The 26,244-nt window shown below is 62.2% G+C and carries 23 protein-coding genes; 10 read left to right on the forward strand and 13 right to left on the reverse strand.

Features of this window, described 5'->3' with window-relative positions; all coding sequences use genetic code 11:
- Positions 1 to 221: 221 nt before the first annotated feature.
- Entirely contained in the window at positions 222 to 782 is a 561-nt protein-coding gene (locus tag AC1DNK_RS02185; RefSeq protein ID WP_477939099.1) for a dihydrofolate reductase family protein, read from the reverse strand.
- Between the two features lie 117 nt (positions 783 to 899).
- Here AC1DNK_RS02185 and AC1DNK_RS02190 point away from each other — a divergent pair, with 117 nt between their 5' ends.
- Complete coding sequence (locus AC1DNK_RS02190; RefSeq protein WP_477939101.1) at positions 900 to 1,403, forward strand: winged helix-turn-helix transcriptional regulator; 504 nt, start codon at positions 900 to 902, stop codon at positions 1,401 to 1,403.
- Here the strand turns inward: AC1DNK_RS02190 and AC1DNK_RS02195 are convergent, their stop codons facing one another.
- The 6 genes from AC1DNK_RS02195 to AC1DNK_RS02220 all read right to left on the reverse strand — a co-directional run bounded on the left by AC1DNK_RS02195 (position 1,404) and on the right by AC1DNK_RS02220 (position 9,679).
- Complete coding sequence (locus tag AC1DNK_RS02195; RefSeq protein WP_112514007.1) at positions 1,404 to 2,210, reverse strand: TIGR02186 family protein; 807 nt, start codon at positions 2,208 to 2,210, stop codon at positions 1,404 to 1,406.
- Positions 2,210 to 3,130, reverse strand: coding sequence for a sulfite exporter TauE/SafE family protein (locus AC1DNK_RS02200; protein WP_112387518.1), 921 nt, complete (start codon positions 3,128 to 3,130; stop codon positions 2,210 to 2,212). Before AC1DNK_RS02200 ends, AC1DNK_RS02195 begins: the two co-directional genes overlap by 1 nt.
- Before the next feature lie 240 nt (positions 3,131 to 3,370).
- Positions 3,371 to 4,438, reverse strand: coding sequence for a D-alanine--D-alanine ligase family protein (locus AC1DNK_RS02205; protein WP_477939103.1), 1,068 nt, complete (start codon positions 4,436 to 4,438; stop codon positions 3,371 to 3,373).
- A 33-nt stretch (positions 4,439 to 4,471) separates the two neighbouring features.
- Complete coding sequence (locus AC1DNK_RS02210; RefSeq protein WP_477939861.1) at positions 4,472 to 5,086, reverse strand: C39 family peptidase; 615 nt, start codon at positions 5,084 to 5,086, stop codon at positions 4,472 to 4,474.
- A 114-nt stretch (positions 5,087 to 5,200) separates the two neighbouring features.
- Positions 5,201 to 8,965 carry a peptidoglycan-binding protein gene (locus tag AC1DNK_RS02215; RefSeq protein ID WP_477939104.1) on the reverse strand — a complete coding sequence of 1,255 codons (3,765 nt, stop codon included), beginning with the start codon at positions 8,963 to 8,965 and terminating at the stop codon, positions 5,201 to 5,203.
- 255 nt (positions 8,966 to 9,220) lie between these two features.
- Positions 9,221 to 9,679, reverse strand: a complete 459-nt coding sequence (locus tag AC1DNK_RS02220) for an Lrp/AsnC family transcriptional regulator (protein WP_112387521.1) — start codon at positions 9,677 to 9,679, stop codon at positions 9,221 to 9,223.
- A 125-nt stretch (positions 9,680 to 9,804) separates the two neighbouring features.
- Between AC1DNK_RS02220 and AC1DNK_RS02225 the strand changes: the two genes are divergently transcribed.
- Positions 9,805 to 11,088, forward strand: coding sequence for a cystathionine gamma-synthase family protein (locus tag AC1DNK_RS02225; RefSeq protein ID WP_112387522.1), 1,284 nt, complete (start codon positions 9,805 to 9,807; stop codon positions 11,086 to 11,088).
- Between the two features lie 12 nt (positions 11,089 to 11,100).
- Here the strand turns inward: AC1DNK_RS02225 and AC1DNK_RS02230 are convergent, their stop codons facing one another.
- Positions 11,101 to 11,472, reverse strand: a complete 372-nt coding sequence (locus tag AC1DNK_RS02230) for a hypothetical protein (protein ID WP_112387523.1) — start codon at positions 11,470 to 11,472, stop codon at positions 11,101 to 11,103.
- A 76-nt stretch (positions 11,473 to 11,548) separates the two neighbouring features.
- Positions 11,549 to 11,968, reverse strand: a complete 420-nt coding sequence (locus AC1DNK_RS02235; RefSeq protein ID WP_477939105.1) for a Cif family virulence factor — start codon at positions 11,966 to 11,968, stop codon at positions 11,549 to 11,551.
- Between the two features lie 172 nt (positions 11,969 to 12,140).
- Here AC1DNK_RS02235 and AC1DNK_RS02240 point away from each other — a divergent pair, with 172 nt between their 5' ends.
- A complete protein-coding gene (locus tag AC1DNK_RS02240; RefSeq protein WP_477939106.1) occupies positions 12,141 to 13,169 on the forward strand; it encodes a GGDEF domain-containing protein in 1,029 nt (342 codons plus the stop codon).
- Here the strand turns inward: AC1DNK_RS02240 and AC1DNK_RS02245 are convergent.
- The gene (locus AC1DNK_RS02245) at positions 13,148 to 14,593 is read right to left on the reverse strand and encodes an aminotransferase-like domain-containing protein (protein ID WP_477939107.1); all 1,446 of its coding nucleotides are present in this window, start codon (positions 14,591 to 14,593) and stop codon (positions 13,148 to 13,150) included. The genes AC1DNK_RS02240 and AC1DNK_RS02245 overlap by 22 nt on opposite strands.
- Positions 14,594 to 14,676: 83 nt before the next feature.
- Here AC1DNK_RS02245 and AC1DNK_RS02250 point away from each other — a divergent pair, with 83 nt between their 5' ends.
- The 6 genes from AC1DNK_RS02250 (at position 14,677) to AC1DNK_RS02275 (ending at position 22,005) form a co-directional block, all read left to right on the forward strand.
- Positions 14,677 to 15,576, forward strand: a complete 900-nt coding sequence (locus AC1DNK_RS02250) for a DMT family transporter (protein ID WP_477939108.1) — start codon at positions 14,677 to 14,679, stop codon at positions 15,574 to 15,576.
- A 140-nt stretch (positions 15,577 to 15,716) separates the two neighbouring features.
- Positions 15,717 to 15,905, forward strand: coding sequence for a hypothetical protein (locus tag AC1DNK_RS02255; protein ID WP_112387526.1), 189 nt, complete (start codon positions 15,717 to 15,719; stop codon positions 15,903 to 15,905).
- Positions 15,906 to 15,951: 46 nt separating this feature from the next.
- Positions 15,952 to 16,269, forward strand: a complete 318-nt coding sequence (locus tag AC1DNK_RS02260) for a hypothetical protein (RefSeq protein ID WP_148194269.1) — start codon at positions 15,952 to 15,954, stop codon at positions 16,267 to 16,269.
- 154 nt (positions 16,270 to 16,423) lie between these two features.
- The gene (locus AC1DNK_RS02265) at positions 16,424 to 18,220 is read left to right on the forward strand and encodes an acyl-CoA dehydrogenase C-terminal domain-containing protein (RefSeq protein WP_477939109.1); all 1,797 of its coding nucleotides are present in this window, start codon (positions 16,424 to 16,426) and stop codon (positions 18,218 to 18,220) included.
- 183 nt (positions 18,221 to 18,403) lie between these two features.
- Complete coding sequence (locus tag AC1DNK_RS02270) at positions 18,404 to 19,612, forward strand: acetyl-CoA C-acetyltransferase (protein WP_477939111.1); 1,209 nt, start codon at positions 18,404 to 18,406, stop codon at positions 19,610 to 19,612.
- 176 nt (positions 19,613 to 19,788) lie between these two features.
- Positions 19,789 to 22,005 carry a 3-hydroxyacyl-CoA dehydrogenase NAD-binding domain-containing protein gene (locus AC1DNK_RS02275; RefSeq protein WP_477939112.1) on the forward strand — a complete coding sequence of 739 codons (2,217 nt, stop codon included), beginning with the start codon at positions 19,789 to 19,791 and terminating at the stop codon, positions 22,003 to 22,005.
- Between the two features lie 155 nt (positions 22,006 to 22,160).
- Here the strand turns inward: AC1DNK_RS02275 and greA are convergent, their stop codons facing one another.
- On the reverse strand, positions 22,161 to 22,643 hold the full coding sequence (gene greA / locus AC1DNK_RS02280) for a transcription elongation factor GreA (RefSeq protein WP_477939113.1): 483 nt from the start codon (positions 22,641 to 22,643) through the stop codon (positions 22,161 to 22,163).
- 68 nt (positions 22,644 to 22,711) lie between these two features.
- Positions 22,712 to 24,067, reverse strand: coding sequence for a peptidoglycan L,D-endopeptidase MepK (locus tag AC1DNK_RS02285; protein WP_477939115.1), 1,356 nt, complete (start codon positions 24,065 to 24,067; stop codon positions 22,712 to 22,714).
- Between the two features lie 230 nt (positions 24,068 to 24,297).
- On the opposite strand from AC1DNK_RS02285, the gene AC1DNK_RS02290 reads away from it, so the two are divergent.
- The gene (locus AC1DNK_RS02290) at positions 24,298 to 25,158 is read left to right on the forward strand and encodes a DUF7946 domain-containing protein (protein ID WP_477939116.1); all 861 of its coding nucleotides are present in this window, start codon (positions 24,298 to 24,300) and stop codon (positions 25,156 to 25,158) included.
- A gap of 103 nt (positions 25,159 to 25,261) precedes the next feature.
- Here AC1DNK_RS02290 and AC1DNK_RS02295 read toward each other — a convergent pair whose 3' ends face one another.
- A complete protein-coding gene (locus AC1DNK_RS02295; RefSeq protein WP_477939119.1) occupies positions 25,262 to 26,236 on the reverse strand; it encodes an NAD-dependent epimerase/dehydratase family protein in 975 nt (324 codons plus the stop codon).
- Positions 26,237 to 26,244: the final 8 nt, after the last annotated feature.

Below are 26,244 nucleotides of genomic sequence, written 5' to 3' on the forward strand. Positions count from 1 at the left end.
AGTTGTGTCCCTCAAAAGGCGGGATGTGGGCGCGCTGGCGCGGCCAGGGATTGGCGCCATCCCGCAGCCACAGAACCGCCTCCAGCCAGAAGCCGGCTGCGTGGCGGGAGTGAAACAGGCTGAAATGGCCTATTCTATCGAAGCACAGATCGGCGGGCGTAAGAGTCAGCTGTTCGGCTGCTTAGTGACACCCGCCTTCTCGGCCACAACATCAACGAAACTTAAGCCGCTTTCGGCACCTCGTAGCGCAGAATAAGGCCGCCGTTCTTGGTCGCCGTGCTCTCGATAAGCGTCAGGGCGCGCTGTTCGCTGGCGGGCTTGAAATGGGGATTGCCGCTGCCGAGAATGACCGGCACGAGGCAGATGCGGATTTCATCGACCAGCCCGGCCTTCAGCATTCCGTCGGCGAGTTCGGCGCTGCCGAAGATGAAGATCGTCTTGCCATCCTGCTGTTTCAGCTTGGTGAGCTCGGCAACCGGCTCGCTGACGAGGCGCGTGTTGTTCCAGGTCGCTTCGGTCAGGGTGCGGGAAACGGCGATCTTGGCGATGCTGTTCATATAGGGCTTGATATTGTCTTCGTCTTCGGTCGTCGTCCAATAGGCGGCCATGCCCTCGTAGGTCTTGCGGCCGAAGACCAGCAGGTCGCCTTCCTTGCCGAACTGCTCCGAATAGGCTTCCAGTTCCGGCCCCCAGACCAGCGTATGGAAGCCGATATCCCAGGGCTTCGTGCCCTCGAAATAGCCATCAAGCGTCATCAGATTCCAGACAACGAGCTTGCGCATTTGCATTTCCTCCCTTTGAACGTCTAAATCTATCATAGTCAAAACCGATTGCGAAAAGCAACCGGTTGAGCACGGGGTAAACCACCGGCAAAATGCAATCGGTTTTGGGGGCTGGGAATGAATGAGTTGCACCGCTCGGGTTGCCCGATCAATCTGACGCTCGAGGTCCTCGGCGACAGATGGAGCCTGATCGTCATCCGCGACATCATGTTCGGCAATCGCCGCCATTTTCGCGAGCTGCTGCAGAATTCGGTCGAGGGGATCGCCTCGAACATCCTGGCAGACCGCCTTCGCCGTCTCGTCGACAGAGGGTTGCTTACGAAGGAAGACGATCCGAGCCACAAGCAGAAGTCGGTCTTTAGCCTCACCGAAATGTCGATCGATCTCGTGCCCTTGTTGGCGCAGATGGGCGCCTGGGGGCGAAAGCACATGCCTGTTTCAGAGGAGCTGGCGATCCGCGCCGAACTGCTGGAAAATGGTGGGGCGCAGCTGTGGAACGATTTCATGGATGAGCTGCGCGCCAAGCATCTCGGCATGGAGCTTCCACCGGGAACGCCTTCGGTCCTCGGGCGGCTGACAGAAGCCTATCTCGAGGTCGTCGCGCGGAAGAAAAGCGCCTGATCAGTCCTTGCGGAAGACGATGCTGGCCAGCCAGCCTGTGATCAGCGCCAGGAACACGGAGAAGGCACCGTAAAGGATCGGCTTCTCGTGCGCTGCATCGGTGATCATCTGCTCGATGCCGGTTTTGATGACGCGCAGCGGCACGGATTTCTGCGTCACCAGCTTTCCGCTCTTGAACAGGTAGGCGCGCACCGTATGCACACCGTTCGGAATGTTGGCCGGAAGCCGCAGGCTCGCCTTGAAGAGGTTGGAGCTGACGAAGCGGACCCCCGAGGGATCGCGCTCATAGAGGCCGCCGCTCTGCTGCAGGCGGCGGAAGGATTCGCGGAATTCGCCCAGACTGCTGCCATCGCCGACATAGCCGACCGGCGTCAGCGGAATGTGGTCGATGCCGATCCCCTCGTCGGTGAGGTCGAGCGGCGTCGTGACATCATCGATCGCCCGTGAACTCGACATCGAGTAGGAATGCGGCACGGCCTCGAAGGTCATCGAACTGGTGTTGATCCAGATGCCGAAGACGCGTTGCTTCTTGCGCACCGTGGCGTTCTCCCGCGGCCCCTCCAGAACGACGACCACGTCATATTGCCCGACGGCCAGCAGTAGCTGGTCGGTCTCGGTGACGGCGCCGAAGATCGTCAGGTCCGCACCGCGGAAATCGGAGGTGATGGCGATTTCGCTGGTCGAGGTGCCGATCTCCAGGCCTTCGCGGGAGCTCTCGGAATTCTGCCCGGGCAGCAGCATCTGTGCAGATGCGAGGCCGGGCAGGAGGAGGGCGAGCAACAGGGCGAAGGCTGGAAGGCAGCGCATCAATTGCCTCCCATCACGATCGAGTAGATATCGGCGGGTGTGACGACCAGCGAAATCGCCAGACGAATACCAACGGCAAGAACCAGCAGGCCGAGAAGGGCGCGCAGCTGTTCGCCGCGCAGCTTCTGGCCGACCCGCACGCCATATTGCGCGCCGATCACGCCTGCGACCATCAGGATGAAGGCCAGTACGATATCGACGGAAAAGTTCGTCGCAGCCTGCACGATCGTCGTGTAGGCGGTGACGAAGATGATCTGGAACAGCGAGGTGCCGACGACGACATTCGTGGGGATACGCAGCAGATAGATCATCGCCGGAACCATGATGAAGCCGCCGCCGACACCCATGACGGATGTCAGGATGCCGATCCCGAAGCCGAGCGCGATCACCGGGATGACGCTGAGATAGATCTTCGATTTCTTGAAGCGCACCTTGAAGGGCAGGCGATGAACCCAGTGATGATGCCCGGGTTTACGCGGCGCCGGCGCCTCGTTCTTGGCCGCGCGGCGCATGGCGTTGACGCTTTCGAGCAGCATCAGCCCGCCGACGGTGCCGAGAAACACGACGTAAAGCAGGGAGATGAACAGGTCGAGCTGGCCGAGACGGCGCAAGAGCGAGAAAATCCAGATACCGACGGTCGCGCCGGAAAGGCCGCCGATCAGCAGCACCGATCCCAGTTTGACATCGAGCGTGCCGCGCCGGAAATGCGTGATCGCGCCGGAGATCGACGATGCCACGACCTGGTTGGCGCCGGTGGCGACGGCAACGACGGGCGGGATGTTGTAGAAGATCAACAGCGGCGTGATCAGGAAGCCTCCGCCAACGCCAAACATGCCCGACAGGAAGCCGACCGCGGCGCCCATGCCAAGAATGATGAAGATGTTCACCGACAACTCTGCGATGGGCAGATAAATTGCCACAACCGACCCCGATTACTCACTGCCCCCGCCGGGCAGACGCGCTTGTCCTATTCGAATGGCGCATCATACTTGGAAATCGTTGCCAGAGGCTTTCGAGAAACGACATCCGTTCCGCACATTCCGCGGCGATAACTCCCGAATAATCCGGCTTTTTTCAGGATTTATGACAGGCCTTCGCGAAGTCCTGATGTTTTCTTGCCCGGCACCTGTCTGTGGCGCCGAGTAAAGACCATCTCTTGCCTAGAGACCGGCCCGTGCCAGCCCATGTTCGACAAGCCGGTCGATGACCTCGGGATAGCTGACGCCGCTTGCCGCCATCGCCTTCGAATACATGCTGATATCGGTGAAACCGGGGATCGTGTTCACCTCGTTGATCAGGAAGGTCGTGTCTTCGGTCAGGAAGAAATCGACGCGAGCCATGCCGTCGCAGCCAAGCGCGCGGAAGGCGAGTGCCGCGGTCTCGCGGATCTTTGCCTCGATCTCCGGCGGCAGCTCCGCAGGAACTTTCAGTGCCGCGCCGTCCTCGTCGATATATTTGGCATCGTAGCTGTAGAAGCCATGGCTTTCGGCCGGGATGATCTCGCCGGGGCGCGAAACGAAGAGCCCGCCCTTGGTGTCTTCAAGCACACTGCATTCGATCTCGCGGCCGCGGATGAATTCTTCGGCGAGCAGCTTCCGGTCATGCTTGAAGCCTTCGGCGAGCGCGGGGCCGAATTCCTGGCTGCCGGAAACCTTGCGGACACCGACCGACGAACCCTGCCGCGCCGGTTTGATGAACAGTGGCAGGCCAAGTTCGCCTTCGAGGTCGCCGAATGCGGGTGCCTTTCCCTCATGGATGGTCACCGCCCGGGCAACCGGCAAGCCAGATGCGCGCAGCAGCTGCTTGGCGATATCCTTGTCGAGGGCCGTTGCCGAGCCAAGGATTCCACAGCCCACCAGCGGCACGCGGGCGACCTCGGCCAGTCCCTGTACCGATCCGTCCTCGCCATGGATCCCGTGAAGCACCGGAAACAGAATGTCGATCTTGCCGGCATCGCTCATCTTGCCTGCGTCAATCGCGATCATCCGTCCAAATCCGCCCGGCACAAGCGCCAGCTCGGTGCCGCTGAGAGGCTTGGTCAGGTTTCCATTCTCGAAACGGCTGAGCAGCCATTGGCCCTCGTGGGTGACGAAAACAGGAACCGCCTCGTATTTCGAAGGCTCCAGCGCCCGCATCACGTTCGTTGCTGATAGCACCGAAACGTCATGTTCCGCCGAGCGGCCGCCGAAGAGCACGGCGATGCGCAGCTTGCCGCGGGAAGATGTCATGAAAACCTCCGGAATGATCTGGTGTTGAAATGGTCAAAAGCCGACGGCGATGCCGCGATTGGCGAAGAAGCGGTCGAAGACGGCAAGCGGCAGCGTAGCGTCGGCCTGGCTCGCGGCATCGTGACCGGATGGATTGTGGAAGCGGACCGTCTCCGGCGAGGCCGCCGTGACCAGAACCAAGTGTCCGCCCTTTGACGGCGGCATGCGGTCCGGCCAGCGAATGCCGCTATGGACGGAGGCGATGAAGAACGGCCGTTCCGCCAGAAGCGCCGGGATAGCTGATGTCTGAACGCCGGTCATCGTCTCGGCGATGAGTCCGAAATTCTCGCGCACATAGGTTACGAAGGGCGCATAGATCAGCCCCTTGATCGAGGCGTCGAGCTCGTTGACGACATAGCCGCCATAGGCGGTGCAGGCCCGCGCCAATGCCAGCGTCGGGTGGATCTCTCCGCGGGCGGCCAGCACCATCTTCAGGCAGGCCATGCCGCAGACGTTGATGGCCCAGCGCGCGTATTCCTCTACAGTCTCCGCGCCCGACCGTTGCCAGAGCGGATCGCGCAATAGCGCCGTAGAGCCCTCGGCAAGTACGGGCAACGTCATGTCAGCCGTTTCCCACTGGCTGAAATAGGGCGCGCTGTCCCGCTGAATGCTCACGAATCCCCCGGCTGGCAATCAATCACGGTGGCGAAACTCCAAAAGCAAAACGACCCTTTTGCGGCGAAGGCAAAAGGGCCGTTCCGATTTCACGCTTTTACGCCGGCGTTATGCCTTGGTGGCGTTCTTGGCGTTGCGCTCCAGCAGAGCCTTGACGGTGTCGTCGTTGATCTTGCCGGAGGGATCCTGGCCGATCGACTTCTGGAAGCTCTTGATTGCCGAGACGGTCTTGGCGCCCATCTCGCCGTCAGGCGTACCGGCGTCGAAGCCGTTATTGTTCAGGATCGCCTGAATGTTGCGGATCGCCTTCTTCATGTCGACGCTGGAGGTGCTGGTGCCCTTGCCGGTCCAGGCATCAGGCACGTCGATGCCGTTGGCCTTGTTGTCGAGTTGCTGCGGCTTCCAGGCGTCGGTGGTGGCGCGCGCCTTGTCGAGATCGGCAGGCTTCATCGCCTTGGCCACTTCGTCGCGCTTGGCACCAGCGTCCTTGTCGCCACCCTTGGCGGCGATCGCGAACCACTTGTAGCTCTCGCCGAGATCCTGCGTCACGCCATTGCCGCGGGCGCAGAGGATGGCGAGGTTGAACTGGCTGTCGGTGATGCCGAGATTGGCAGCCTTGGTGAACCAGTTCGCCGCCGTCGCATAATCCTGCTGTCCGAGCGCGCCGGAGGCGTAGAGCACGGCAAGATTGTGCATGGCGCTGGCATTGCCCTGGTTGGCCGCCTGCTCGTAATAGTCCTTGGCCTTGTTGATGTCGCGGGCGACACCGGTACCCTTTTCATAGATGCTGCCGAGGCGGTACTGCGCCGGGGCAAAGCCCTTGTCCGCAGATAGCTGGTACCACTTGACGGCATCGGCTTCGCTGACCGTCACGCCGTTTCGGCCTTCGCTGTAACGGGCAGCGATTTCGAACAGGGCGAGCGCATCGCCAGCGCGCGCCGCGTCGGCAAGTGCCGCCGGCTGGATCACGTCAGGAATGGTCAGGCCCGGCTGGGCCGGCGCTACGTTGGTCGAGGCCGGGGCATCCTTCGGCGCGAAGGCCGTGGCGTCCTGCGTCGGGGCGCCCGGGGTCAGGGTCGCAGCGCCTTCGCCGTCGAGCGGTGCCGCATCGGTCAGGTGCTCGGTTGGTGCAGCTGGCGGAACGGCGGCCTGAGGCGCAGCTTCGGGAGCAGCCGGTGCTTCATTCTGGGCGGCTACAGGTGCATCGGCCTGCGGAGCAGCCGACGTGTCGGCCGTTGCTGGAGTCTGCGTGGCATCGCTCAGCACGGCCACTTCGGCTGGCGGTGCGCTTTGGCCGGATGTCAGCGTCCGGGCAAGCGGGAACGCCATGATCGCCAGAAGAACGGCGCCGACGGCGAGAAGCAGCGGACGGCGGAAGCGCGAGAACGAGCTCGCGCCACCGGCAGGCTTCGGAGCCTTGGCTTTCTTCTCACCCTTGACCGGCTGTGCCTTCGGGTCGGATTCGATTGCGGCAGCCTGTGCCGCGCGGCGGGCGGCCGCGATATAGTCGGCGCGATCGTTTTCGGTCGCGGGCTTTGGATTGGCACGCGCTGCACTCTGGCTGGCGCGAACCCGCTCCAGGATCTTCTTGACGTCAGGGGCGCCGGAGCCCGGCTCCAGCAGCTCGTTGGCCTCTTCGGACGGCACGACATCGACAGGATCGATCGACGGGACCGGATCGATGATGGTGCGCTCGCCGGCCTGAGCCTTCGGCGCCTTCTTGCCCGGCATCAGCTTCTTGCCGAGCGCCAGGAACAGGCTCTTGCTCTGCTTGGCGTCAGCGGCGGGCTTGGTAGCGGCCTCGATGGCGATTGCGCTGGTGTGGCTGACGGGAGGCTGCATCGGCTGCGGCGCAGCCGGTTCGCTGACGGCGCGGGCAACGGGTGCGGCAGCGGCAGTCTTCGTTCCAAACACCGCGGGCCTTTCGGCCTCGGCGCCAGCCGGGATCAGCGAATAGGGATCGACTTCGAAATCGGCGTTGGCGGCCGGCATCCGCGCAGCCGGCCTGCTGTTGCGCGTTTCCATATCGTCAAGCCGGTCGGCAATGTGGACGAGCGTTTCATGCAGGGCCTGGAACGTCTTGTGGGTGCGTTCCTCGCCGCTGCGGCTCAGATCCTCGAGTTGGCGAAGATCGGCGGCAAGGGCGTTCAGGGCCGACATGTCGGCCGCAGGAACGGAACCTGCCTGCAGGTTGCCATTGCGGGAATAGGCGTCGACCACCGCTTCGGCGGCCTGGCGTGCGGCTTCGATGATATATTCGTCGCTCGTTGCCATGTAATCTTCGATCGCGCCCATGCGACGGTCGAGATCGATCGACAGTCCCTCGTTGCCGCGCGGTTCGTGCAGCAGTGCGGAGAGATTGGCGATCTGGTCTTCGAGGCTCTTCAGTGCTCGCGAGTCGGTTGCCGGTGCCGCCGTGCTTTCTTCCAGCCGGGCGGCGATGTCGCTAAGGCGGCCCTCGATACGGCGGAAGGCGCTGTCGTCAACAGGCGCCTGGGCCACCGGCGCAGGCTGCATTTCAATTTGGTCGATACGGCGGGCGAGATAATCGAGACGCTCCGCCAGAACATCGTTGACCGCACCGCTTTCGAGCGCATCGATCTTGCGGGAAATATCGGCCAGCGCGCCGTTCAGTTCAGGCTGGGCAGCGGCCTTGTGGGTCCGCTCCAGCATGTAGGACAGCTGTTCCAGCCGTTCGTCCAGGCGCGAGCTTGCCTTGGTGTTTGCCAGTTCCTCGACGCGGCGCGTCAGCATTTCCAGCCGGTCGGCCATGCCATCGGCAGGGTTCGAGCGGCTCTCGACGCTGCGGCCCATCAGGTCGATCTGTTCGGCCAGCGCGTTCAGGCGGCCCTCGAGGCGGTGCATCAGCGCCGGATCGCCGCTGGTGGCATTGCGGCTGCTGGCGGCGATCGCACGGCTGATTTCGTCGAGGCGCGTATCCATTGCCGCGAACTGCTCGGACATTGCCCGGTCATGCGGCTGGATCATGCTGCCGAACTGTTCCATCGCGCTGGCAATGGAGATCAGCTTGTCTTCGAGTGCTCGCACGGCCGGGCTTTCGCCCATGCCGCCGATGTGGCGCTTGATATCGTCAAGGCGGTAGGCGAGCGTCACCAGCTCTTCCTGCAGGCCCGCCGTGTCGAGCGCGTGCAGCTGGTTTTCGAAACCATCCCAGCGGCTTTCCATGTGACGCACGGAATCTTCGCGGGCGAGGCCGTCCATCAGCGAGCGCAGTTCGTCGAATTCGCTGCGCAGTCCCGCAGCTTCCGGACCGGCAGAGCGGTGCGACAGCTGGTCGATGCTCTCGGCCAGGCGGCCCATGTCTTCGCGGATGTCGTCGGCAAAGCGGCGGTCCTGCGCCGATGACTTGAGGTCGCGAAGCTCGCTCCGCAGCGCGCTCATCTCGCGGGTCACGCCTTCGGAAATGTCGCGCTTGAGATCTTGGCGCAGGTTGACGAGCGCCTGGGCGATCTCCGTCATCGTGTCGCTGGAGGCGCCATAGGCGGGAGCCGGCGCTGCGGCCGGTGCCGGAGCGCGGATCGCGGGTGCCGGTTCACGGTAGGCGGCAGCAACTGCTGCGCGTTCGGCGGCGGCGCGTTCGCGTCCCTGTTCCAGCATGCGCTGGCGCTGGCGGATTTCGGCGAGCGGATCGGGACGTGCTGCTGCGGGAGCGGCGTAGGCCGGTCGCGGCTGCTCGTAGGATCGCACATAGGCGTCACGCTCCGGCGGCGCGTTGCGCGGCGCAACGTCGCGCGGGCCATTGCCGCCCATCAGTCCTTCGATGCGCGCCTCCAGGCCTTCGATCGTGCGATTAAGCGCGTCGAGAGACGACCTTTCGGGGCTCCGGGGAGAATTTGATCGCGATCCGTTCATCTTCTTGCTCGCTTCGTCTGCCTCAACCCTCGTCAGGGTTCGGCTATTGGCTTGAGAGACCGTACATCCGAGTTTAGTTTTTTAGACTTTCCTCAAGCTGGACGGCGTAGCGGCATTCCGAAGAAACGCGAGACTTGAAAAAGGAATGCGGATTACCACTGCTCACCGCGCATCTTTCACGAAACGTGGTAAACAACCCGTTAACTTGCGTGAGAATTTTTTAACGTTTGGATCTTTGCTGCGCTTTTCCGGGGCTTAGGAGCGCCGCGCCTTGATCGTGTTCATCACGAAGCTCGTCTCGATCGTATCGACGCATTTCAGCTTGGCGATCTTGTCCTTGATGAAACGTTCGTACTGTTCAAGCCCGGCACTCATCACCTTCAGCACATAGTCTTTCGAGCCGGTGACCAGGTGGCACTCCAGTACTTCGTCCCAGCCGCGTACTGCATTCTCGAACATCTGGATCTCGTCCTCGTGCTGGCGGCTGAGCCGGATCGAGGCGATCGCCGTCATCGTCCAGCCCTCGACGGCGGGATCGATCAGCGCCGTGTAACCCTTGATCACGCCGGTCTCCTCGAGCCGCCGCAAGCGCCTCAGGCAGGCGGAAGCCGATAGCCCGACGCGCTCGGCCAGCTCGTTGTTGGTGATACGTGCATCGGCTGCCAACTCCCGGAGGATACGGCGATCGATCTCGTCGGCAATTTTCTGCGTCATGCTGATGAAACTCCGCAATAAGTTGCTCTGTGGAACATCATACCGCGCGAAATAGCAAGAAAGTGCCGCCGCATTTGATATAATTTGCGGTGCGAAAACCGTGACATCGATCGAGGAGACATCCGATGACTGCGCCGCACCCTTCGAGAACCCATATCGGCAATCATGCCCTGCATCCGGAAACCCAGATGCTGAATTATGGCTATGATCCCGAACTCTCCGAAGGCGCCGTCAAGCCGCCGGTCTTCCTGACCTCCACCTTCGTCTTCAAGTCCGCCGAAGATGGCCGCGACTTCTTCGACTATGTCTCCGGCCGCAAGGAGCCGCCGGAAGGCAAGGGAGCTGGTCTCGTCTATTCGCGCTTCAACCACCCGAACAGCGAGATCGTCGAAGATCGCCTTGCCGTCTATGAGCGGACGGAAAGCTGCGTGCTGTTTTCATCGGGCATGTCGGCGATCGCCACGACGCTGCTGGCCTTCGTTCGCCCCGGCGATACAGTGCTCCACTCCCAGCCACTCTACGGCGGCACGGAAACGCTGCTCGCACGGACCTTCCTCAATCTCGGCGTCTCGGCCGTTGGATTTGCTGATGGTGTCAGCGAAACCTCGGTAGAGGCAGCAGCCGAAGAGGCCATGGCCAAAGGCCGTGTTTCGGTCATTCTGATCGAAACGCCGGCCAATCCGACCAACAGCCTGGTCGATGTCGCAATGATCCGCCGCGTCGCCGATGCGATCGGCAGGAAGCAGGGTCACACCCCGATAGTCGCCTGCGACAACACGCTGCTCGGCCCGGTCTTCCAGCGGCCGATCGAGCATGGCGCCGATATCTCGCTTTATTCGTTGACAAAATATGTCGGCGGGCACTCGGACCTGATCGCCGGTGCCGCCCTTGGCCGCAAGGCTGTGATGAAGCAGGTGAAGGCGCTACGCGGTGCCATCGGCACGCAGCTCGATCCGCATTCCTGCTGGATGCTCGGGCGGTCGCTGGAAACGCTGCAGATCCGCATGGAGCGGGCAAACAGCAATGCCGAGGCGGTTGCCGGTTTCCTGCGCGATCACCCGAAGGTCGAGCGGATTCACTATCTGCCCTACAATGACGCGCAGTCGCCGGTTGGGCAGACATTCGCCACGCAATGCAGCGGCGCGGGTTCGACCTTCTCTTTCGACATCAAGGGTGGCCAGCCGGCCTCGTTCAAATTCCTGAACGCCTTGAAGATCTTCAAGCTCGCCGTCAGCCTCGGCGGAACGGAATCCCTGGCCTCTCACCCGGCAACGATGACGCATTCAGGCGTTCCGGCAGATGTGCGTCAGCGCATCGGCGTACTGGAATCGACGATCCGGCTGTCGATCGGCATCGAGCATCCCGACGACCTGATCGCCGATCTGGCATTGGCGCTCGACGAAGCGTAAGGGCGGGCGGCCTCAGGCCGCCGCTACCTCCCTGACGTCATCGAGGAGAAAATGCACGACGACATATTTCGTCGTGTAGTGCCTGCCGCTATCCGACGTCAGGTCGGCGCTGCCGCCGTCGGCCGGATGCCAGGCGTGATAATGGGGGTTGGTGGTGATCAGGGTAATCGCCTTGCCGGCAAATCGGCCGTCGAGGCGATAACGGGCCTCGGCCAGAGGCCAGATCCGCTCGTAGTCTTCCTGTGGAATACGAACCTTCAGCGCGTTGCGACGGGTGGCGGCGCCATGCGTCCCATCCTCGTGGGTCACCGCTGGAAGGTCCAGCACCACTTCCTCCGCATCCTTGAGAACGAAATTGAATTCCTCAGGCCACATGCGTCTCATGAAATCGCTCCTCCCAAGCTCATTCTTCGGTTAGCCAGCGAAATGTAACGCGTCTGTCGGCGGAAGCAACAGCCGGTTATGAAAGCCAGTCCGGAAAGTCGTCGCCGGCGGGGACCCGGTCCCATGCCTGGGCGGCAATCTTCCAGCCGTCACTGCCCTTCACCAGCAGCATCATCTCGACATTGTTGCTGCGATCCCGTCCATTCTCGATCGCCTCGCAACTGGCAACGGCGACGGCGATATTGCCGAAAACCAGGATCTTGCTTGCAGGACAGCGCTCGGCAAAGGCCCGAAGGGAGGTTTGCGACAGGCCTTCCATGCGCTCGAGAAACTTGGCTGCCGTCTGCGCTCTTGCCGGGCGCGTCGATGCGAATAGCTGGGCATCCGGATGGAAGTCCTCCATGAAGCCATCGGCATCCGGCCCAGCACCGTAAGTCCAGCTCAGATGGGCAAACTGGCGTGCGATGAGATCTGCAATGGCGCGATGGTCGTCCATGCGCTCCTCCGGTTGCAAGTGCAGTTCAAGTTTACCAGCTTTCCGGGCCAATGTCCGCTGTCGGAGATTGCTGCCAGCAAGGCCTTGTTAACATTCGTGGAACTTCAGCACTTGCGTTCGCGAACCATGGCATAATGTTTAAGCAGTTCGTGACTGACGACGGAGGTTTGGAATGGGACAGGTTGTCCGGCTCCCCGCCAATGAAGCTGAAAGATTGCTCGCTGTTCGCGCCTTGAATGCCGCGAGCCGCAGTCCGACGCCGGAACTTGCCGCCCTGGCCGAGCTCGCCCGCGGCGTCTTCGGCACGCCCTTTGCGGCCATCAACATCATCGACGAGGATTGGCAGCGGATCGCCGGCCAGGCCGGAATGCAGCTCGCCGAGTGCTCGCGCGATCTCTCCATCTGCACCCGCGTCGTCTACGCCAACGATCTTGTCATCGTCCCCGACCTGCAGCGCCATCCGGAATTGTCGCGCATGCCCTATGTCGAGGGTCATCCGCATTTTCGCTTTTACGCCGGCGCGCCGATCGAAACCGATGACAGCCTCGCCGTCGGCGCCTTCTGCATTCTCGACACCAGGCCGCGGGATCTCTCGGAAGTCGAAATCGACAGCCTCCGCCGCTTCGCGCTGGTCGCAAGCGCCTTGCTCCGCCTGCAGAAGGCCAACATGATCATGGGCCTTGCCGAAACCAGTCTCAGGGCTGCGGCGATGACCGATCCGCTCACCGGCTTCTACAATCGCTCGGCTCTCGCGGCGCTGGTCGATGGCGAACTCGACAGGTCGCTTGCAGCAGGCCAGACCTTCGGCGCTCTCTATCTCGATATGGATGGCTTCAAGGGCATCAACGACCGTCTCGGCCACCATGCTGGCGACGAAGTGCTGCGCGAAGCCGCAAACCGCATCCGCGCCGTCGTCCGGGCAGGTGATATCGCGGTGCGCATGGGCGGCGACGAGTTTGCGCTCTTCGTTCCCAATCCGCCGAATGCAGCCGCTCTATCCTCGGTCGCCGACCGGCTGGTTGCGGCCTTCCGCCAGCCTTTCGAGGTCGAGAGCCAGGCCGTTTCTGCCCGCCTCAGCATCGGTGGGGCCTTGGCGCCGCAAGCAGGGACGAACCGTATCGATCTTCTCAAGGTCGTCGATACCGCGCTCTACCAAGCGAAGGCTGCGGGCCGTGACCGCTACCTGATCGCAGGCATCTGACGGGCCGTTTTCAGCGCCCTCTCCAGCGATTGGTAGATGCGCGGATCATCGCATTGCGCCGCATTAAAGCGCAAATAACTGTTCGATGTCTGCGACAGGCTAAACGCATTGCCGGGAGCGAGCACGACATTATCGGCAAGGCAGGCCTGCGCGATGTCTCCGGCATTGATGCCATCAGGCAGGCGGCACCACAGGAAGATCCCGGATCGGGGCCTGATCCACGGCTCGATGCCGAGCGCAGCCAGCCGGCCGATCGTGTCGTCCATGGCCTTGGAAAGCCGGACCTTCAGCGTATCGAGATGCTTGCGATAGCTGCCGTCGGTCAGAAGCAGCAGTATCAGTTCGGCATTGAGCCTGCCGCCGCCAATGCTCGTCACCAGCTTGAGATCAATCAGCGGTTCGACCCATTCCGGCTTCGCTGCGATGAACCCGCAACGCACCGAAGTCGAAATCGTCTTCGAGAAGCTGCCGACATGCACGACCCGCTCCAAACCATCGAAAGCAGCCAGCCGCGGCGAGGGTTCATGCTCCAGGTCGGCGAAGATATCGTCCTCGATGATTGTCATGTTGGCCCGCTCTGCCAGCTTAAGCAGCTTGTGCGCGACAACGGCGGAGCAGGTGGCTCCGGTTGGGTTGTGGATGGCCGAGTTGGTGATGTAGAGCCGCGGCCGGTGCTGTTCGATCGCCTGTTCGAAGGCCTCGATATCGGGGCCATGCGGTGTCATCGGCACCGCGACGGCCCTGGCGCGATTGGCTCGCAGCAGCGCATGAAAGTTGAAGTAACAGGGATCGTCGACGATGACCGTATCGCCCGGCTCAATCAGGAACCGGCAGACCAGATCGATCGCCTGGGTGCCGGATTCCGTCAGGATGATGTGATCAGGGGAGGCCGGGATTCCGCGTTCGTTCATCCGCCGGGACAGCAGTTGCCGCAGTGGAAGCTGGCCGAGCGGCGTTCCGTAATTGGCAAGAACGGCATCCTCTCCGCGGGCAATGGTCCGCAGCGCCTTTCGCATCGCATCGACGGGCATCCAGCTTTCCGGCAGCCAGCCGCATCCGGGCTTCAGCAGGGCCGGGCTGTCTTCCAGCGATTGCCGGTAGACCCAGAGCGGATCGATCGCCCGGTCGAGTTTCGGGCCGATATCGGAAAGAGTCAGCGGTGCTGGTGGGCTTGACGCGTAAAAGCCCGATCCCGGGCGTGAGCGAATAAGGCCTTCGGCCGCCAACCGCTCGTAAGCCTCGACTACAGTCGAGGCGGAGACATGCATGGTCTTGGCGAAGGCGCGCACCGAAGGCAGGCGCGAACCGGCCACCAGTTCCCGCCCGGAAATCCGCCTGCGTATCTCCGCCATCACGGCGCCGATGCGCTTGCCGCTCTCCTGATTCTTGATCGCCTGATCCATCTGTACTGCATCCGTGTCCATAACAGTTTGTGCGAACTGTACCGCACTGTTGCTGGCAATGCCATGTCCTCGGGTTCATAGCAGGCGAGAACAGGAGCATGCAGATGGACAGAACGGCAGCCGGTTGGCTCAGTGGCTTTGTGGGGATCCTCATTTTCAGCGGCTCGCTGCCTGCGACACGTGTTGCCGTGGCGAGTTTCGACCCAGTGTTCCTCACTGTCGCGCGCGGCGCGATCGCCGGCATTTTGGCTGGCGGGCTTCTGCTTCTGTTTCGCGAGAAACGCCCGCAGCGTGGTGATCTGCTGCCGCTCGTCGTCGTTGCCCTCGGCGTCGTCGTTGGCTTCCCGCTGCTGACGGCGCTGGCGCTTAAACATATCACCTCGGCGCATTCGACCGTCTTCATCGGCCTGTTGCCGCTCTCGACGGCGATCTTCGGTGTTCTGAGGGGCGGCGAGCGGCCGCAACCGGTCTTCTGGCTGTTCTCCTGCCTGGGCAGCGCCATCGTTGCCGGTTTCGCCCTGATCCAGAGCGACGGCGCAATATCACCAAGCGATCTCTTGATGCTTGCCGCGATCATCGTTTGCGGTCTCGGTTATGCCGAGGGCGCGCGGCTTTCCCGCAAGCTCGGTGGCTGGCAGGTGATTTCCTGGGCACTAGTCCTCTCTCTGCCGCTCATGCTGGTACTCTCGGTCGTGGCCATGCCTCAGACCCTTCCCTCTATAAGCAACCCATCCTGGCTTGGTCTCGCCTATGTCTCGCTGTTCAGCATGCTGATCGGCTTCATCTTCTGGTATCACGGCCTGGCGCTCGGCGGCATCGCCGGGGTCGGCCAGCTGCAGCTGCTGCAGCCGTTCTTCAGTCTGGTGCTCGCCGCAACTCTGCTTGGGGAAAGTGTCAGCTGGGGCATGCTGGCGGCAACGCTCGCCGTCGTTGCCTGTGTTGCCGGCGCGAAGAAATTTGCCAAGGCCGCACCGCCGCTGGCGCAGCCCGCGCTCAGCGCCTGAAGGCTCGCCTTTAGCGGGGCGTGATCACACATTTCGCTGCCGCTTTGCCTGCGTCAGAATAACGCTCAAAAACCGGTGTCCAGCAGGAACTCCGGCCCTGCCTTCCGCGTTGATATGACGCCTTGAAGGAGGGCATTCCCATGAGCTCGCATATCGACCCCAAGATCACCTCGCTGCTCGATGCCAGAAAAGTGTGGAGCGTCAGCGATTTCGCCCGCAAACAGGGGTTGGACAAGAAGCAGGAGCGCGAGCTCGTTCAGCTGTTCGGGCACTTCGCCACGAAGCAGGAGCTGATGGCAAATTGCCTGCGCCCGCGGCTCACACGATAGCGTTACAAAAGCCGGATATGGTGAGCCAGCTCACGGGGACCATTTCTTGTTTACAGACCTGATGTCCGAAATCCGGCATGCGCAGAAAAACATCGTCAACATGCATCGCTGGCAGCGCCGCTCGCTGATCCGCAAGATCGTCGATGAGCTTCATACGCTCCGCGACGACGATCTCTGCGACGGCGTCTTCGACCGCAACGACAATCTCGACAAGTTGATCTTCAACGCCTGCACCTCCGTCAGCGCTCTGGCGGAGACGGATGACGCCTATTTCGGTCTGGTGCTCGAGGAGTTTTCCACTCTTCTGAAAGCCATGAGCGACGTGATCCGCAGGCAGTCCGCCCTCTCGGCCGAGCTTCACTGACGTATCGGCGCTTTCAGGTTGAAGCCGGATCGCCTCGGCATCTTCACAAATTCGCGCGAATGCAGAATTTGACGTTTACGCAAACGTCAATATTTTGTAAGACACTGCCATGTGCCGGTCTCGGTCCGGTCTGCGAATTGGAGGAATTCGAACGATGCCAGTCTACAAGGCCCCGGTTAACGACACGCTCTTCGTGCTGAACGACGTGCTGGGTCTGGAGCGTTACAACAATCTCCCGGGCTTCGCGGACGCCACGCCTGACATGATCGAGGCCATTCTTGGTGAGGCCGCAAAGGTCGCCGAGGAGGTGCTTTTCCCGCTGAACTATTCGGGCGATCAGGAAGGCTGCAAGCGCGCCGACGATGGCTCCGTGACCGTCCCCAAAGGCTTCAAGGAAGCTTACGACGCCTATTGCCAGGGCGGCTGGACCGGCCTTGCCGTGCCGGAAGAGTTCGGCGGCCAGGGCCTGCCCTACACACTGCACGCCGCCGTCGGCGAATATACCTCCGCCGCCAACATGTCGCTGATGATGTATCCAGGCCTGACCCAGGGCGCGATTGCCGCGATCCTCGTCCATGGCTCCGACGAGCAGAAGCAGACCTACCTGCCGAAGATGGTTTCCGGCGAATGGTCCGGCACCATGAACCTCACCGAACCGCATTGCGGCACCGATCTCGGCCTGCTGCGCACCAAGGCCGTGCCGCAGGGCGACGGCAGCTACAAGATTTCGGGTCAGAAAATCTTCATCTCCGCCGGCGAACACGGCATGACCGGCAATATCGTCCATCTGGTGCTCGCCCGCATCGAGGGCGCGCCTGAAGGCACCAAGGGCATCTCGCTCTTCATCGTCCCGAAATTCATCGTCAAGGAAGACGGCGCACCGGGGGATCGCAACGCCGTTTCCTGCGGCGCCATCGAGCACAAGATGGGCATCCACGGCAACGCCACCTGCGTCATGAACTATGACGAGGCGACCGGCTATCTTATCGGTGCCGAGAACCGCGGCCTCAACGCCATGTTCGTGATGATGAACGAAGCTCGCCTTGGCGTCGGCCTGCAGGGCCTGTCGATCTCCGAGATCGCCTATCAGAATGCCGTTAATTATGCCCGCGAGCGCATCCAGGGCCGTTCGCTCTCCGGCCCCAAGGCGCCGGAAAAGAAGGCCGATCCGATCATCGTCCATCCGGACATTCGCCGCTCGCTGATGACAATCCGCGCCTTCAACGAGGCCGGCCGCGCCTTCCTGCTCTGGACCGCGCTGAAATCCGACATCGCCCACCGTTCGGCAGACGACAAGGAACGCCAGACCGCCGACGATATCCTCGGTCTGGTCACCCCGATCCTCAAGGGTGTCTTGACCGACAAGGGCTTCGACCACGCCGTCATGGCGCAGCAGGTCTTCGGCGGTCACGGCTATATCGAAGAACACGGCATGAGCCAGTATGTCCGCGATGCCCGTATCGCCATGATCTACGAAGGTGCCAACGGCATCCAGGCGCTCGATCTCGTCGGCCGCAAGCTCGGCCTCAACGGCGGCCGTGCCGTCATGGCGCTGTTCAAGGAGATCGGTGACTTCTGCGAGGAGAACCGCAACGACGAGAAACTCGCCTTCTTCACCAAGCACCTGAAGAAGGGCTTGAACGACGTCCAGGCGGCAACCATGTGGTTCATGCAGAATGCCATGGCCAAGCCCGACAATGCCGGTGCCGGCTCGACCGACTACATGCACCTCTTCGGCCTCGTGGTCCTGGGCTACATGTGGGCGAAGATGGCCAAGGCCGCCGAAGATGCGCTTGCGAATGGCGATAGCGCCCGTGCCGATTACCTGAAGAACAAGCTCGTCACGGGCAAGTTCTACATGGAGCGTATCATGCCTGAGACGGCGCTGCGCAAGGCCCGCATCGAAACCGGCGCCGACACGATGATGGAACTGGCCGCCGAGGCATTCTGAGATTCCCTTCTCCCCAGCGGGGAGAAGATGTCCGAAGGACAGATGAGGGGGTGAGCGCAAAGCGCGAACGGCCGCAAGGCCGAGCCCTGGCCCCCTCATCCGACCCCTTCGGGGCCACCTTCTGCCCGCGGGGAGAAGGGAGTTAGGTTTACCGGCGCCAGGCGCCGCGAGGGAGATGAAATAATGACCGACGTATTCATTTACGACCACGTGCGCACGCCGCGCGGCCGCGGCAAGAAAGACGGCTCGCTGCATGAAGTGCCGTCCGTGCGCCTTGCCGCCAAGACGCTGGAAGCGATCCGCGATCGCAACGGCCTCGATACCAACACCGTCGATGACATCATCATGGGCTGCGTCGATCCGGTCATGGATGCTGGCGCGGTGATCCCGAAGGCCGCTGCCTTCGAGGCCGGTTATTCCACCAGGGCGCCCGGCATGCAGATCTCACGCTTCTGTGCGTCGGGTCTCGATGCCGTAAACTTCGCGGCCGGCAAGATCGCCCAAGGCGCCGATGACATCGTTATCGCCGGTGGCGTCGAGAGCATGTCGCGCGTCGGCCTCGGCATGTCCGGCGGCGCCTGGTTCATGGACCCTTCGGTCAACTTCCCGGCCTATTTCATGCCGCAGGGCGTCTCTGCCGACCTGATCGCCACCAAATATGGTTTCAGCCGCGACGACGTCGATGCCTATGCTGTCGAAAGCCAGAAGCGCGCCGCCAATGCCTGGGAGAAGGGCTACTTCAAGAACTCGGTCATCCCGGTGAAGGACCAGAATGGGCTGACGATCCTCGCCCATGACGAGCACATGCGCCCGGGCACCGACATGCAGGCGCTGGCTTCGCTGAACCCGTCCTTCCAGATGCCGGGCGAGATGGGCGGCTTCGAAGCTGTCGGCATCCAAGCCCACCCCGAGGTCGAGCGCATCAACTACGTCCACCACGCCGGCAATTCCTCCGGCATCGTCGATGGCGCCGCTGCCGTCCTGCTCGGCTCCAAGGCCGGTGGCGAAAGCCTCGGCAGGAAGCCACGCGGCCGCATCAAGGCCTTTGCCAATATCGGCTCCGATCCGGCGCTGATGCTGACCGGCCCGGTCGACGTCACCGAAAAGCTGTTGCAGCGCACCGGCATGTCGCTTGCCGATATCGACCTCTTCGAGCTCAATGAAGCCTTCGCCGCCGTCGTGCTGCGCTACATGCAGGCCTTCGACATTGCCCACGACAAGATCAACGTCAATGGCGGTGCCATCGCTATGGGCCATCCGCTCGGCGCCACCGGCGCGATGATCCTCGGCACCGTGCTGGACGAGCTGGAGCGCCGCGATCTGAATACGGCGCTGGTCACCCTCTGCATCGGCGCCGGCATGGGCACGGCAACGGTGATCGAGCGGGTTTGAGAAATGAAGACGTCTCGTCCCTCATCCCTGTGCTTGTCACAGGGATCCAGCCAGCCCAAGTCTTTGGGCTGAAAGAGTCTTTGCGTCGCGGACGCGACGCTGCTGGATTCCTGTGACAAGCACAGGAATGAGGGTGGGAAAGCCGGTCCAGGGAAATTTAGGGAAGAGGAATCCCCATGAGCAATTACCAGAATTTCACCGTCGCCACCGATGCCGATGGCATCGCCCTTGTCACCTGGGACATGCCCGGCAAGTCGATGAACCTCTTCACCACCGAGGTGATGGAAGAGCTCAACGCCATCGTTGATGCCACCGTCGCCGACAGCGCCGTCAAGGGCGTGGTGATCACCTCGGGCAAGTCGACCTTCTCCGGCGGCGCCGATCTGTCGATGATCAAGGCGATGTTCACCTTCTACAACGACGAGAAGGCCGCCAACCCCGATATTGCCGCGCAAAAACTGTTCGATCTCGTCGGCCGCATGACCGGCCTGTTCCGCAAGCTGGAGACCTGCGGCAAGCCGTGGGTCTCGGCGATCAACGGCACCTGCATGGGCGGCGCGCTCGAGATGTCGCTCGCCTGCCACGGCCGCGTCGCCTCGAATGCCAAGTCGGTGAAAATCGCGCTCCCCGAGGTCAAGGTCGGCATCTTCCCGGGCGCCGGCGGCACGCAGCGCGTCGCGCGCCTTGCCGATGCGCAGTCCGCCCTGCAGATGATGACGACGGGCCAGTCGCTTTCCGCCTCGCGCGCCAAGGCAATGAATCTCGTGCATCAGGTCGTTGAGCCGGATCAGCTGATCCCGGCCGCCAAGCAGATGATCAAGGATGGCCTGAAGCCCGTCGCCCCCTGGGACGAGAAGGGCTTCAAGGCCCCAGGCGGCGGCATCTGGACGCCTGCTGCCGCGCAGCTCTGGCCGGCCGCTCCGGCGATCCTGCGCCGCGAGACGGCGGGTAATTATCCCGGTGCGCTCGCCATCCTGAAATGCGTCTATGAAGGTCTGCAGGTACCCTTCGATACGGCGCTGAAGATCGAGCAGCGCTATTTCACCCAGGTGCTGCAGACCACCGAAGCCTTCTCGATGATCCGCTCGCTGTTCATCTCGATGCAGGAACTCGGCAAGGGCGCCCGCCGCCCGGCCGGTCAGCCAAAGACCGAGCTGAAGAAGATCGGCGTCGTCGGCGCTGGCTTCATGGGCGCCTCGATCGCTTACGTCTCGGCCGCCGCAGGTCTCGCGGTAACGCTGATCGACCGCGATATGGACGCTGCGAACAAGGGCAAGGCGACAGGTGAGGGATTGGCGAAGGACTCGGTTGGCAAGGGCCGGCTGACGCAGGATGAAGCAGTAGCGATCCTCGCCCGCATCACGCCCTCCGCCGACTACGCCGATCTCAAGGATGCCGGCCTCGTCATCGAAGCCGTCTTCGAAGACCGCGACGTCAAGAAAGCCGTCATCGAGGCCGTCGAGGAAGTGCTGCCCGAAGGCGCGATCTTTGCCTCCAACACCTCGACACTGCCGATCTCGGGTCTTGCGAAGAACTCCAAGCGCCCCGCCGATTTCATCGGCATCCACTTCTTCTCGCCGGTCGAGAAGATGATGCTGACCGAAGTGATCCTCGGCAAGGAAACCGGTGACAAGGCGCTTGCCGTGGCGCTCGATTATGTCGCCGCGATCAAGAAGACGCCGATCGTCGTCAATGATACCCGCGGCTTCTTCGTCAACCGCTGCGTCCTGCGCTACATGGCCGAAAGCTATGACATGCTGATTGAGGGCGTACCGCCGGCGATGATCGAGAATGCCGCCAAGATGGCAGGCATGCCGGTCGGCCCGCTGGCGCTGAACGACGAAGTGGCGATCGACCTGTCGCTGAAGATCCTCAAAGCCACCGTCGCTGACCTCGGCGACAAGGCAATCGACCCGCGTCACATGGAGCTTGTCTCCCGCATGGTCGAGAAGGAAGGCCGCTTCGGCCGCAAGAATTCGAAGGGCTTTTACGACTACCCGCCGAAGCCTGCAAAGAAGTCACTCTGGCCGGAGCTGAAGACCTTCTATCCGCAGAGGAAGGCCGATGAACTGGACGTCGAGGTGCTGAAGCAGCGCTTCCTCGTCACCATCGCGCTGGAGGCCGCGCGTACCGTCGAGGAGGGCATCGTCACCGATCCGCGCGAGGCCGATGTCGGCTCCATCCTCGGCTTTGGTTTCGCGCCCTATACCGGCGGTGCGCTGAGCTATATCGACGGCATGGGCGCCAAGGCCTTCGTCGAACTGGCGGAAAAGCTGGCGGCGAGCTACGGCCCGCATTTCAAGCCGACGCCGCTGCTGAAGGACATGGCCGCCAAGGGCGAGACCTTCTATGGCCGGTTTGATCCCTATCGTGAGGAGAAGGAAGCGGCGTAGGCCGCCTCTGACAGGGTGCCCGCACTAAGCAGCCACCCACTACGCCGTCATGCTCGGGCTTGTCCCGAGTATCCACAACGGCAGGCACGGCGTAAGACGGTTGCGTAGATCCTCGGCTCAAGGCCGAGGATGACGTCCCTCTCTGGAGGCGCCCCTCAAGCGATCACCGTAATCTCTAGCTCCTGATCGCCGACCATGGCAAGATCACCCACGCCCTTGCCCATCAAGCCTCGCGCCACCGGCGAGACAAATGAAATCGACCCGGCCTTCGGATCCGCCTCGTCCTCGCCAACAATCCGGTAGGTCTGCACCCGGCCGTCATCGCGGCTGAAGGTCACCTTGCTGCCGAAGGCGACGATGTCGATCGAGGCGGGCGCCGGCATCACCTGCGCGGTGCGCACGCGCTCGGCAAAATAGCGGAAATCGCGCAGCGGAATGGCGGTCTGCCGCCGCTTTTCATTGACGTCCTCGATCCCGGCGGCGGCTTCCACGCCCTCACGTGCCAGCTGCAGCTGCTCTTCCAGCGCCTTGAGGCCGGCTTCGGTAACGAGGTTGGGGTGTGGCGAGATCGGGCGGTCGGGCAGATGGGTTTCCGCAGCCGTTTCCGCGCTCTCTTCCTTGACGAAAGCGGTACTCAATTCTCAAACTCCATTCAGGCTGGCGCCGTCATCGGGCGCAGGCGGGCGCGTGATCCGCGCCCATCCCCTCAGCCTGCCTGATCGGACCCGAAGCGGTCAACATCGAACTCGGCTTCGTCGGTTTCCTCTTCGTCGTCCATGACCTCGTAGGCCATGCTGTGATCGGCAATGATCGCCCGTCGGATGATCCGCGGCGCGCTCATGCCGAGCTCGCGGCCATTGCCATGCAGCGCCCAGCCGATCAGTGCCTCGTCGGAGATGGCGGAAACGCCGCCATCGAGCTCGGGTGACTTCGCCATCGGCAATGCTGCCATCAGCTCGGCCCGGGCGCCGGGCATCGAACTCGGCTTCAGCGAGGCGAGCGCGCTGGCGCCGAAGGAGGGCACGGAAGGACGGATCTCGGGCCGGATAGCAACGGGATCGATCGACGCCGTCTGGACCGGATCGACCGGTGCCGCGGCGCTCTCGCTGCCCGGCCGGAAGGCCGGCAGCGGCACGCTCAGCGAAGCAAGATTGGTGAAGGTTTCAGCAGCAGGCTTTTCCGGCACAGGCGCCGCTGCCAGCATCGGGATCTCGCGCCGGACGCTGCGCGGCGTCGGCACCAGCGCCGTCGCCAGCTTGCTCGGAAGCGTAGCGCTGCTGCCCGTATCCTCATCGTCCTCGGCCGAGGCGATCTCGACGGTCTTCACGCTGCCGCGCTTCTTGTATTCGGCCACCGCCTGGTTGTAGCCCGGCAACGGCCGTCCGTCCGCCGGCACATGCATGGTTCTGCCGCTTGGGAAGATGCGCGCCAGCTCCTGGCGCGACATGCGCGGCCAGGCGCGTACCCGGCCGACATCGAGATGCACGAAGGGCGAGCCGGATTTCGGATAATAGCCGACGCCGCCGCCCTGCATCTGCATGGCGATGCCGCGCAGCTTGGAAAGCTGTACACCCGGAATATAGAAATCCATCGCCTTGCCCAGCATGTGCTGGCTGTTCTTGGCAACGCCGGTGAGCCGCGAGCGGGTGCGCAGCATGTTGTTGGTGGCGGGCGAACGGTAGGCGGAAACGATATGGATGTAATCGCGCCCGCCGGCCTTCTGATAGACCTCCCAGACGAGATCGAGCAGCCGCGGATCCATGCGCGCCGGCTCGTTGCGGCGCCAGTCTCGCAGGAAGCGGTTGATCTGCGTCAGCCCGCGCTGATCGAACTTGCCGTTGCGCTTGAAGGTGATCGTCGCCTTCTCGCCGGTATGGGTGAAATAAAGCTTCAGCGCCCGGTCTTCGGCCGCCGCCCCAACCTCGGAGCCGAGAAAGGCTGGCACCGCCAGAAACGCAGCCACGAGAGCCCGGGCCGCACGCCGCGCCAGCGCCGAAAGGAAGCCAAGCCCCTCGCGCTCCCCAACCACCCGCGTTTCCGCCGCATATTCCATCATGACCATCTCCGTCTTACGCGGGAACAAAGGCAGCAGAGGCCCGATGAACGCCTACAATACCGCGCCTTAAGCGGCGATTATGGTCAATAAAGGTTTAACAAGGGGTTGATGGGGTGCGGGTGACGCGCTCGATCTCAATGGAGCTCGTGTCGTACGCGCACTAACAGGCTTGGCGGCGCTTGAAATCGCTAGCTTGATCTCCCTATATGGTTGTGGCGCATTTTGGGAGGGGATGAATGTATCTTACTATAAAATTCGAAGGTGGTTTGGCCGATCAGCATAAAATTCCCGCCTACGATGGTACAAAGTCATTGGAGGGAATGACGAGATCAATTTTGATCATTTCAAATTTCCTCGTTGAAGGACGCGTACGTCGTCGAGAGTTTGGCGCTGTTCCTCTGACTTTTAACATAGTCGCTCAACAGCCCGGAAGTTTTGAAACTATTCTTGAGGTCGGGTACGGCGCCGCCGTGATTGGAGGGCCAATAGTGGGAGGGCTCGCGGCCGGTGTGGCAGGAAATCTTCTTACAGATCTTATTAAGGTTGTGTACCGTCGTGTGAGCGGCGGCGAAGATGATGAAGTTTTGCCGGAGGCGGTGGCGGAACTTGAGGATGCGCGGCCAGGCGACATCGGGGCTCTAGTTGAAGCTGCCGAACCAGCCATCCGACTTGGCCACAATGTCATCAATCATGGCGTCATAAATATCAACTTGCAACAAATCACACAGGCCGCCCCAAATTCTCTAGCAACATTGACGCCAGCAACGAAAAATTACGTTTGGGAAAACGTCATAAACAACGGTATTCGTGCCAAGCTGTTCAGCATTGGAAGTTTTAACGCGAACCAAGGGACGGGACGTGCGTTCGACCTCGAGGCAGGTCGTTCGATTCCGTTTGAGCTGACCAATGATGCCGATCGCCAGACAATTGAGACGTTGTTGGCGAGTATCAGTCAATACACGCGCCGACGCCGACTTGGCGACAATCTCGCATCAGCGGTCGCCTTGCTTTACACTTCGGTTGATGCAATCGATGGCAGGATAAAGAAAATTCGTATTATGAAGGCGCGAAATGAAATAAATCAGCTTGAACAGTGAGAAGCGATTGTAGCCAATAGCCGTTGGCATTGCCTTTAGAATGCGACAACTGAATTTTGACACCGCATATGGGTATGGACCACGCCGCGCAACTCTCACGTCCTCAAGCCATCACCTCCATCTCCCGATGAAACTCCAGCGACCGCCTGATCCCCTCCTCGAGGCTCACCTTCGGCGCCAGCCCGAGCCCCCGTTGCAGCGCCGTATCCCCGCAGCGGTAGAACACGCCTTCCGGGCGGCTTGCCGTGCCGCTCACCTTCGGTGACCAGCCGAGCTGGCGGCTGATGCGTTCGGCGAGTTCGATGAAGGAGGTGGCGTCTCCGGTCGAGAGGTTCAGGGTCGCGCCCGAGGTCATGGCGTCCATTGTCTCGATCACGAAGCCGACGCAGTCGGAGATGTGAATGAAGTCGCGGCACTGGTGGCCGCTGCCCCAGACGGAGACTTCGGGGGCGCCGCGTTCGCGGATCAGGCGGCGGCAGATGGCGGGGAATGGGTAGGCGAGGTCCTGGTCTTCGCCATAGCCGCTGAACGGGCGGTAGGCGACGGCGCGGCCGTCATAGCGCTCGACATAGAGCTTCATCAGATATTCGCCCGTCAGCTTCGTCCAGCCATAGCTGAGATCAGGCACGCCGATCGGCCGGTCGAAGGAGATCATGTCCTCGGAGAGGATGGTCTGCGCCTCGAAGGTCTGCAGCGAGACGGGATAGGCCGCACTCGAGCTGAAATAGACGACATTGCCGGGCCGGTTTTCGCCCGCCCAGCGCCAGAGCGCGGCATCGACGGCCAGATCCTCGGCAACGAGCAGTGTCTGGTTCTCGAGCGTCATGCGTCCGCCGACGAGGGCGGCGAGGTGGAAGACATAGTCGAAATGCTCGCGGCTACGGTCGAAATAGCTGCGGCAATCCTCCTGCAGGAAGGTGAAATGGCGGTTGGCGAGCTGTTTTTGCGACGGCGCAAGCGCGCCGGTCCCCGGTTTCAGCAGGTCGACGGAGACGACGTCCATTCCCTCGGCAAGCAGCCGCTCGCTCAGATGCCGGCCGACAAAGCCGCATCCCCCAGTCACCAATGCACGCGCCATGATCCCTC

It is taken from the genome of Rhizobium sp. 01N424 (genome assembly GCF_056399485.1).

What these genes read in the sequence shown, in the direction of transcription:
- AC1DNK_RS02185 (WP_477939099.1), bottom strand. Translation starts at nt 782, where the DNA reads ATGCGCAAGCTCGTTGTCTGGAATCTGATGACGCTTGATGGCTATTTC.
- AC1DNK_RS02190 (WP_477939101.1), top strand. Translation starts at nt 900, where the DNA reads ATGAATGAGTTGCACCGCTCGGGTTGCCCGATCAATCTGACGCTCGAG.
- AC1DNK_RS02195 (WP_112514007.1), bottom strand. Translation starts at nt 2,210, where the DNA reads ATGCGCTGCCTTCCAGCCTTCGCCCTGTTGCTCGCCCTCCTCCTGCCC.
- AC1DNK_RS02205 (WP_477939103.1), bottom strand. Translation starts at nt 4,438, where the DNA reads ATGACATCTTCCCGCGGCAAGCTGCGCATCGCCGTGCTCTTCGGCGGC.
- AC1DNK_RS02215 (WP_477939104.1), bottom strand. Translation starts at nt 8,965, where the DNA reads ATGAACGGATCGCGATCAAATTCTCCCCGGAGCCCCGAAAGGTCGTCT.
- AC1DNK_RS02220 (WP_112387521.1), bottom strand. Translation starts at nt 9,679, where the DNA reads ATGACGCAGAAAATTGCCGACGAGATCGATCGCCGTATCCTCCGGGAG.
- AC1DNK_RS02225 (WP_112387522.1), top strand. Translation starts at nt 9,805, where the DNA reads ATGACTGCGCCGCACCCTTCGAGAACCCATATCGGCAATCATGCCCTG.
- AC1DNK_RS02230 (WP_112387523.1), bottom strand. Translation starts at nt 11,472, where the DNA reads ATGAGACGCATGTGGCCTGAGGAATTCAATTTCGTTCTCAAGGATGCG.
- AC1DNK_RS02235 (WP_477939105.1), bottom strand. Translation starts at nt 11,968, where the DNA reads ATGGACGACCATCGCGCCATTGCAGATCTCATCGCACGCCAGTTTGCC.
- AC1DNK_RS02240 (WP_477939106.1), top strand. Translation starts at nt 12,141, where the DNA reads ATGGGACAGGTTGTCCGGCTCCCCGCCAATGAAGCTGAAAGATTGCTC.
- AC1DNK_RS02245 (WP_477939107.1), bottom strand. Translation starts at nt 14,593, where the DNA reads ATGGACACGGATGCAGTACAGATGGATCAGGCGATCAAGAATCAGGAG.
- AC1DNK_RS02250 (WP_477939108.1), top strand. Translation starts at nt 14,677, where the DNA reads ATGGACAGAACGGCAGCCGGTTGGCTCAGTGGCTTTGTGGGGATCCTC.
- AC1DNK_RS02255 (WP_112387526.1), top strand. Translation starts at nt 15,717, where the DNA reads ATGAGCTCGCATATCGACCCCAAGATCACCTCGCTGCTCGATGCCAGA.
- AC1DNK_RS02265 (WP_477939109.1), top strand. Translation starts at nt 16,424, where the DNA reads ATGCCAGTCTACAAGGCCCCGGTTAACGACACGCTCTTCGTGCTGAAC.
- AC1DNK_RS02270 (WP_477939111.1), top strand. Translation starts at nt 18,404, where the DNA reads ATGACCGACGTATTCATTTACGACCACGTGCGCACGCCGCGCGGCCGC.
- AC1DNK_RS02275 (WP_477939112.1), top strand. Translation starts at nt 19,789, where the DNA reads ATGAGCAATTACCAGAATTTCACCGTCGCCACCGATGCCGATGGCATC.
- AC1DNK_RS02285 (WP_477939115.1), bottom strand. Translation starts at nt 24,067, where the DNA reads ATGGTCATGATGGAATATGCGGCGGAAACGCGGGTGGTTGGGGAGCGC.
- AC1DNK_RS02290 (WP_477939116.1), top strand. Translation starts at nt 24,298, where the DNA reads ATGTATCTTACTATAAAATTCGAAGGTGGTTTGGCCGATCAGCATAAA.
- AC1DNK_RS02295 (WP_477939119.1), bottom strand. Translation starts at nt 26,236, where the DNA reads ATGGCGCGTGCATTGGTGACTGGGGGATGCGGCTTTGTCGGCCGGCAT.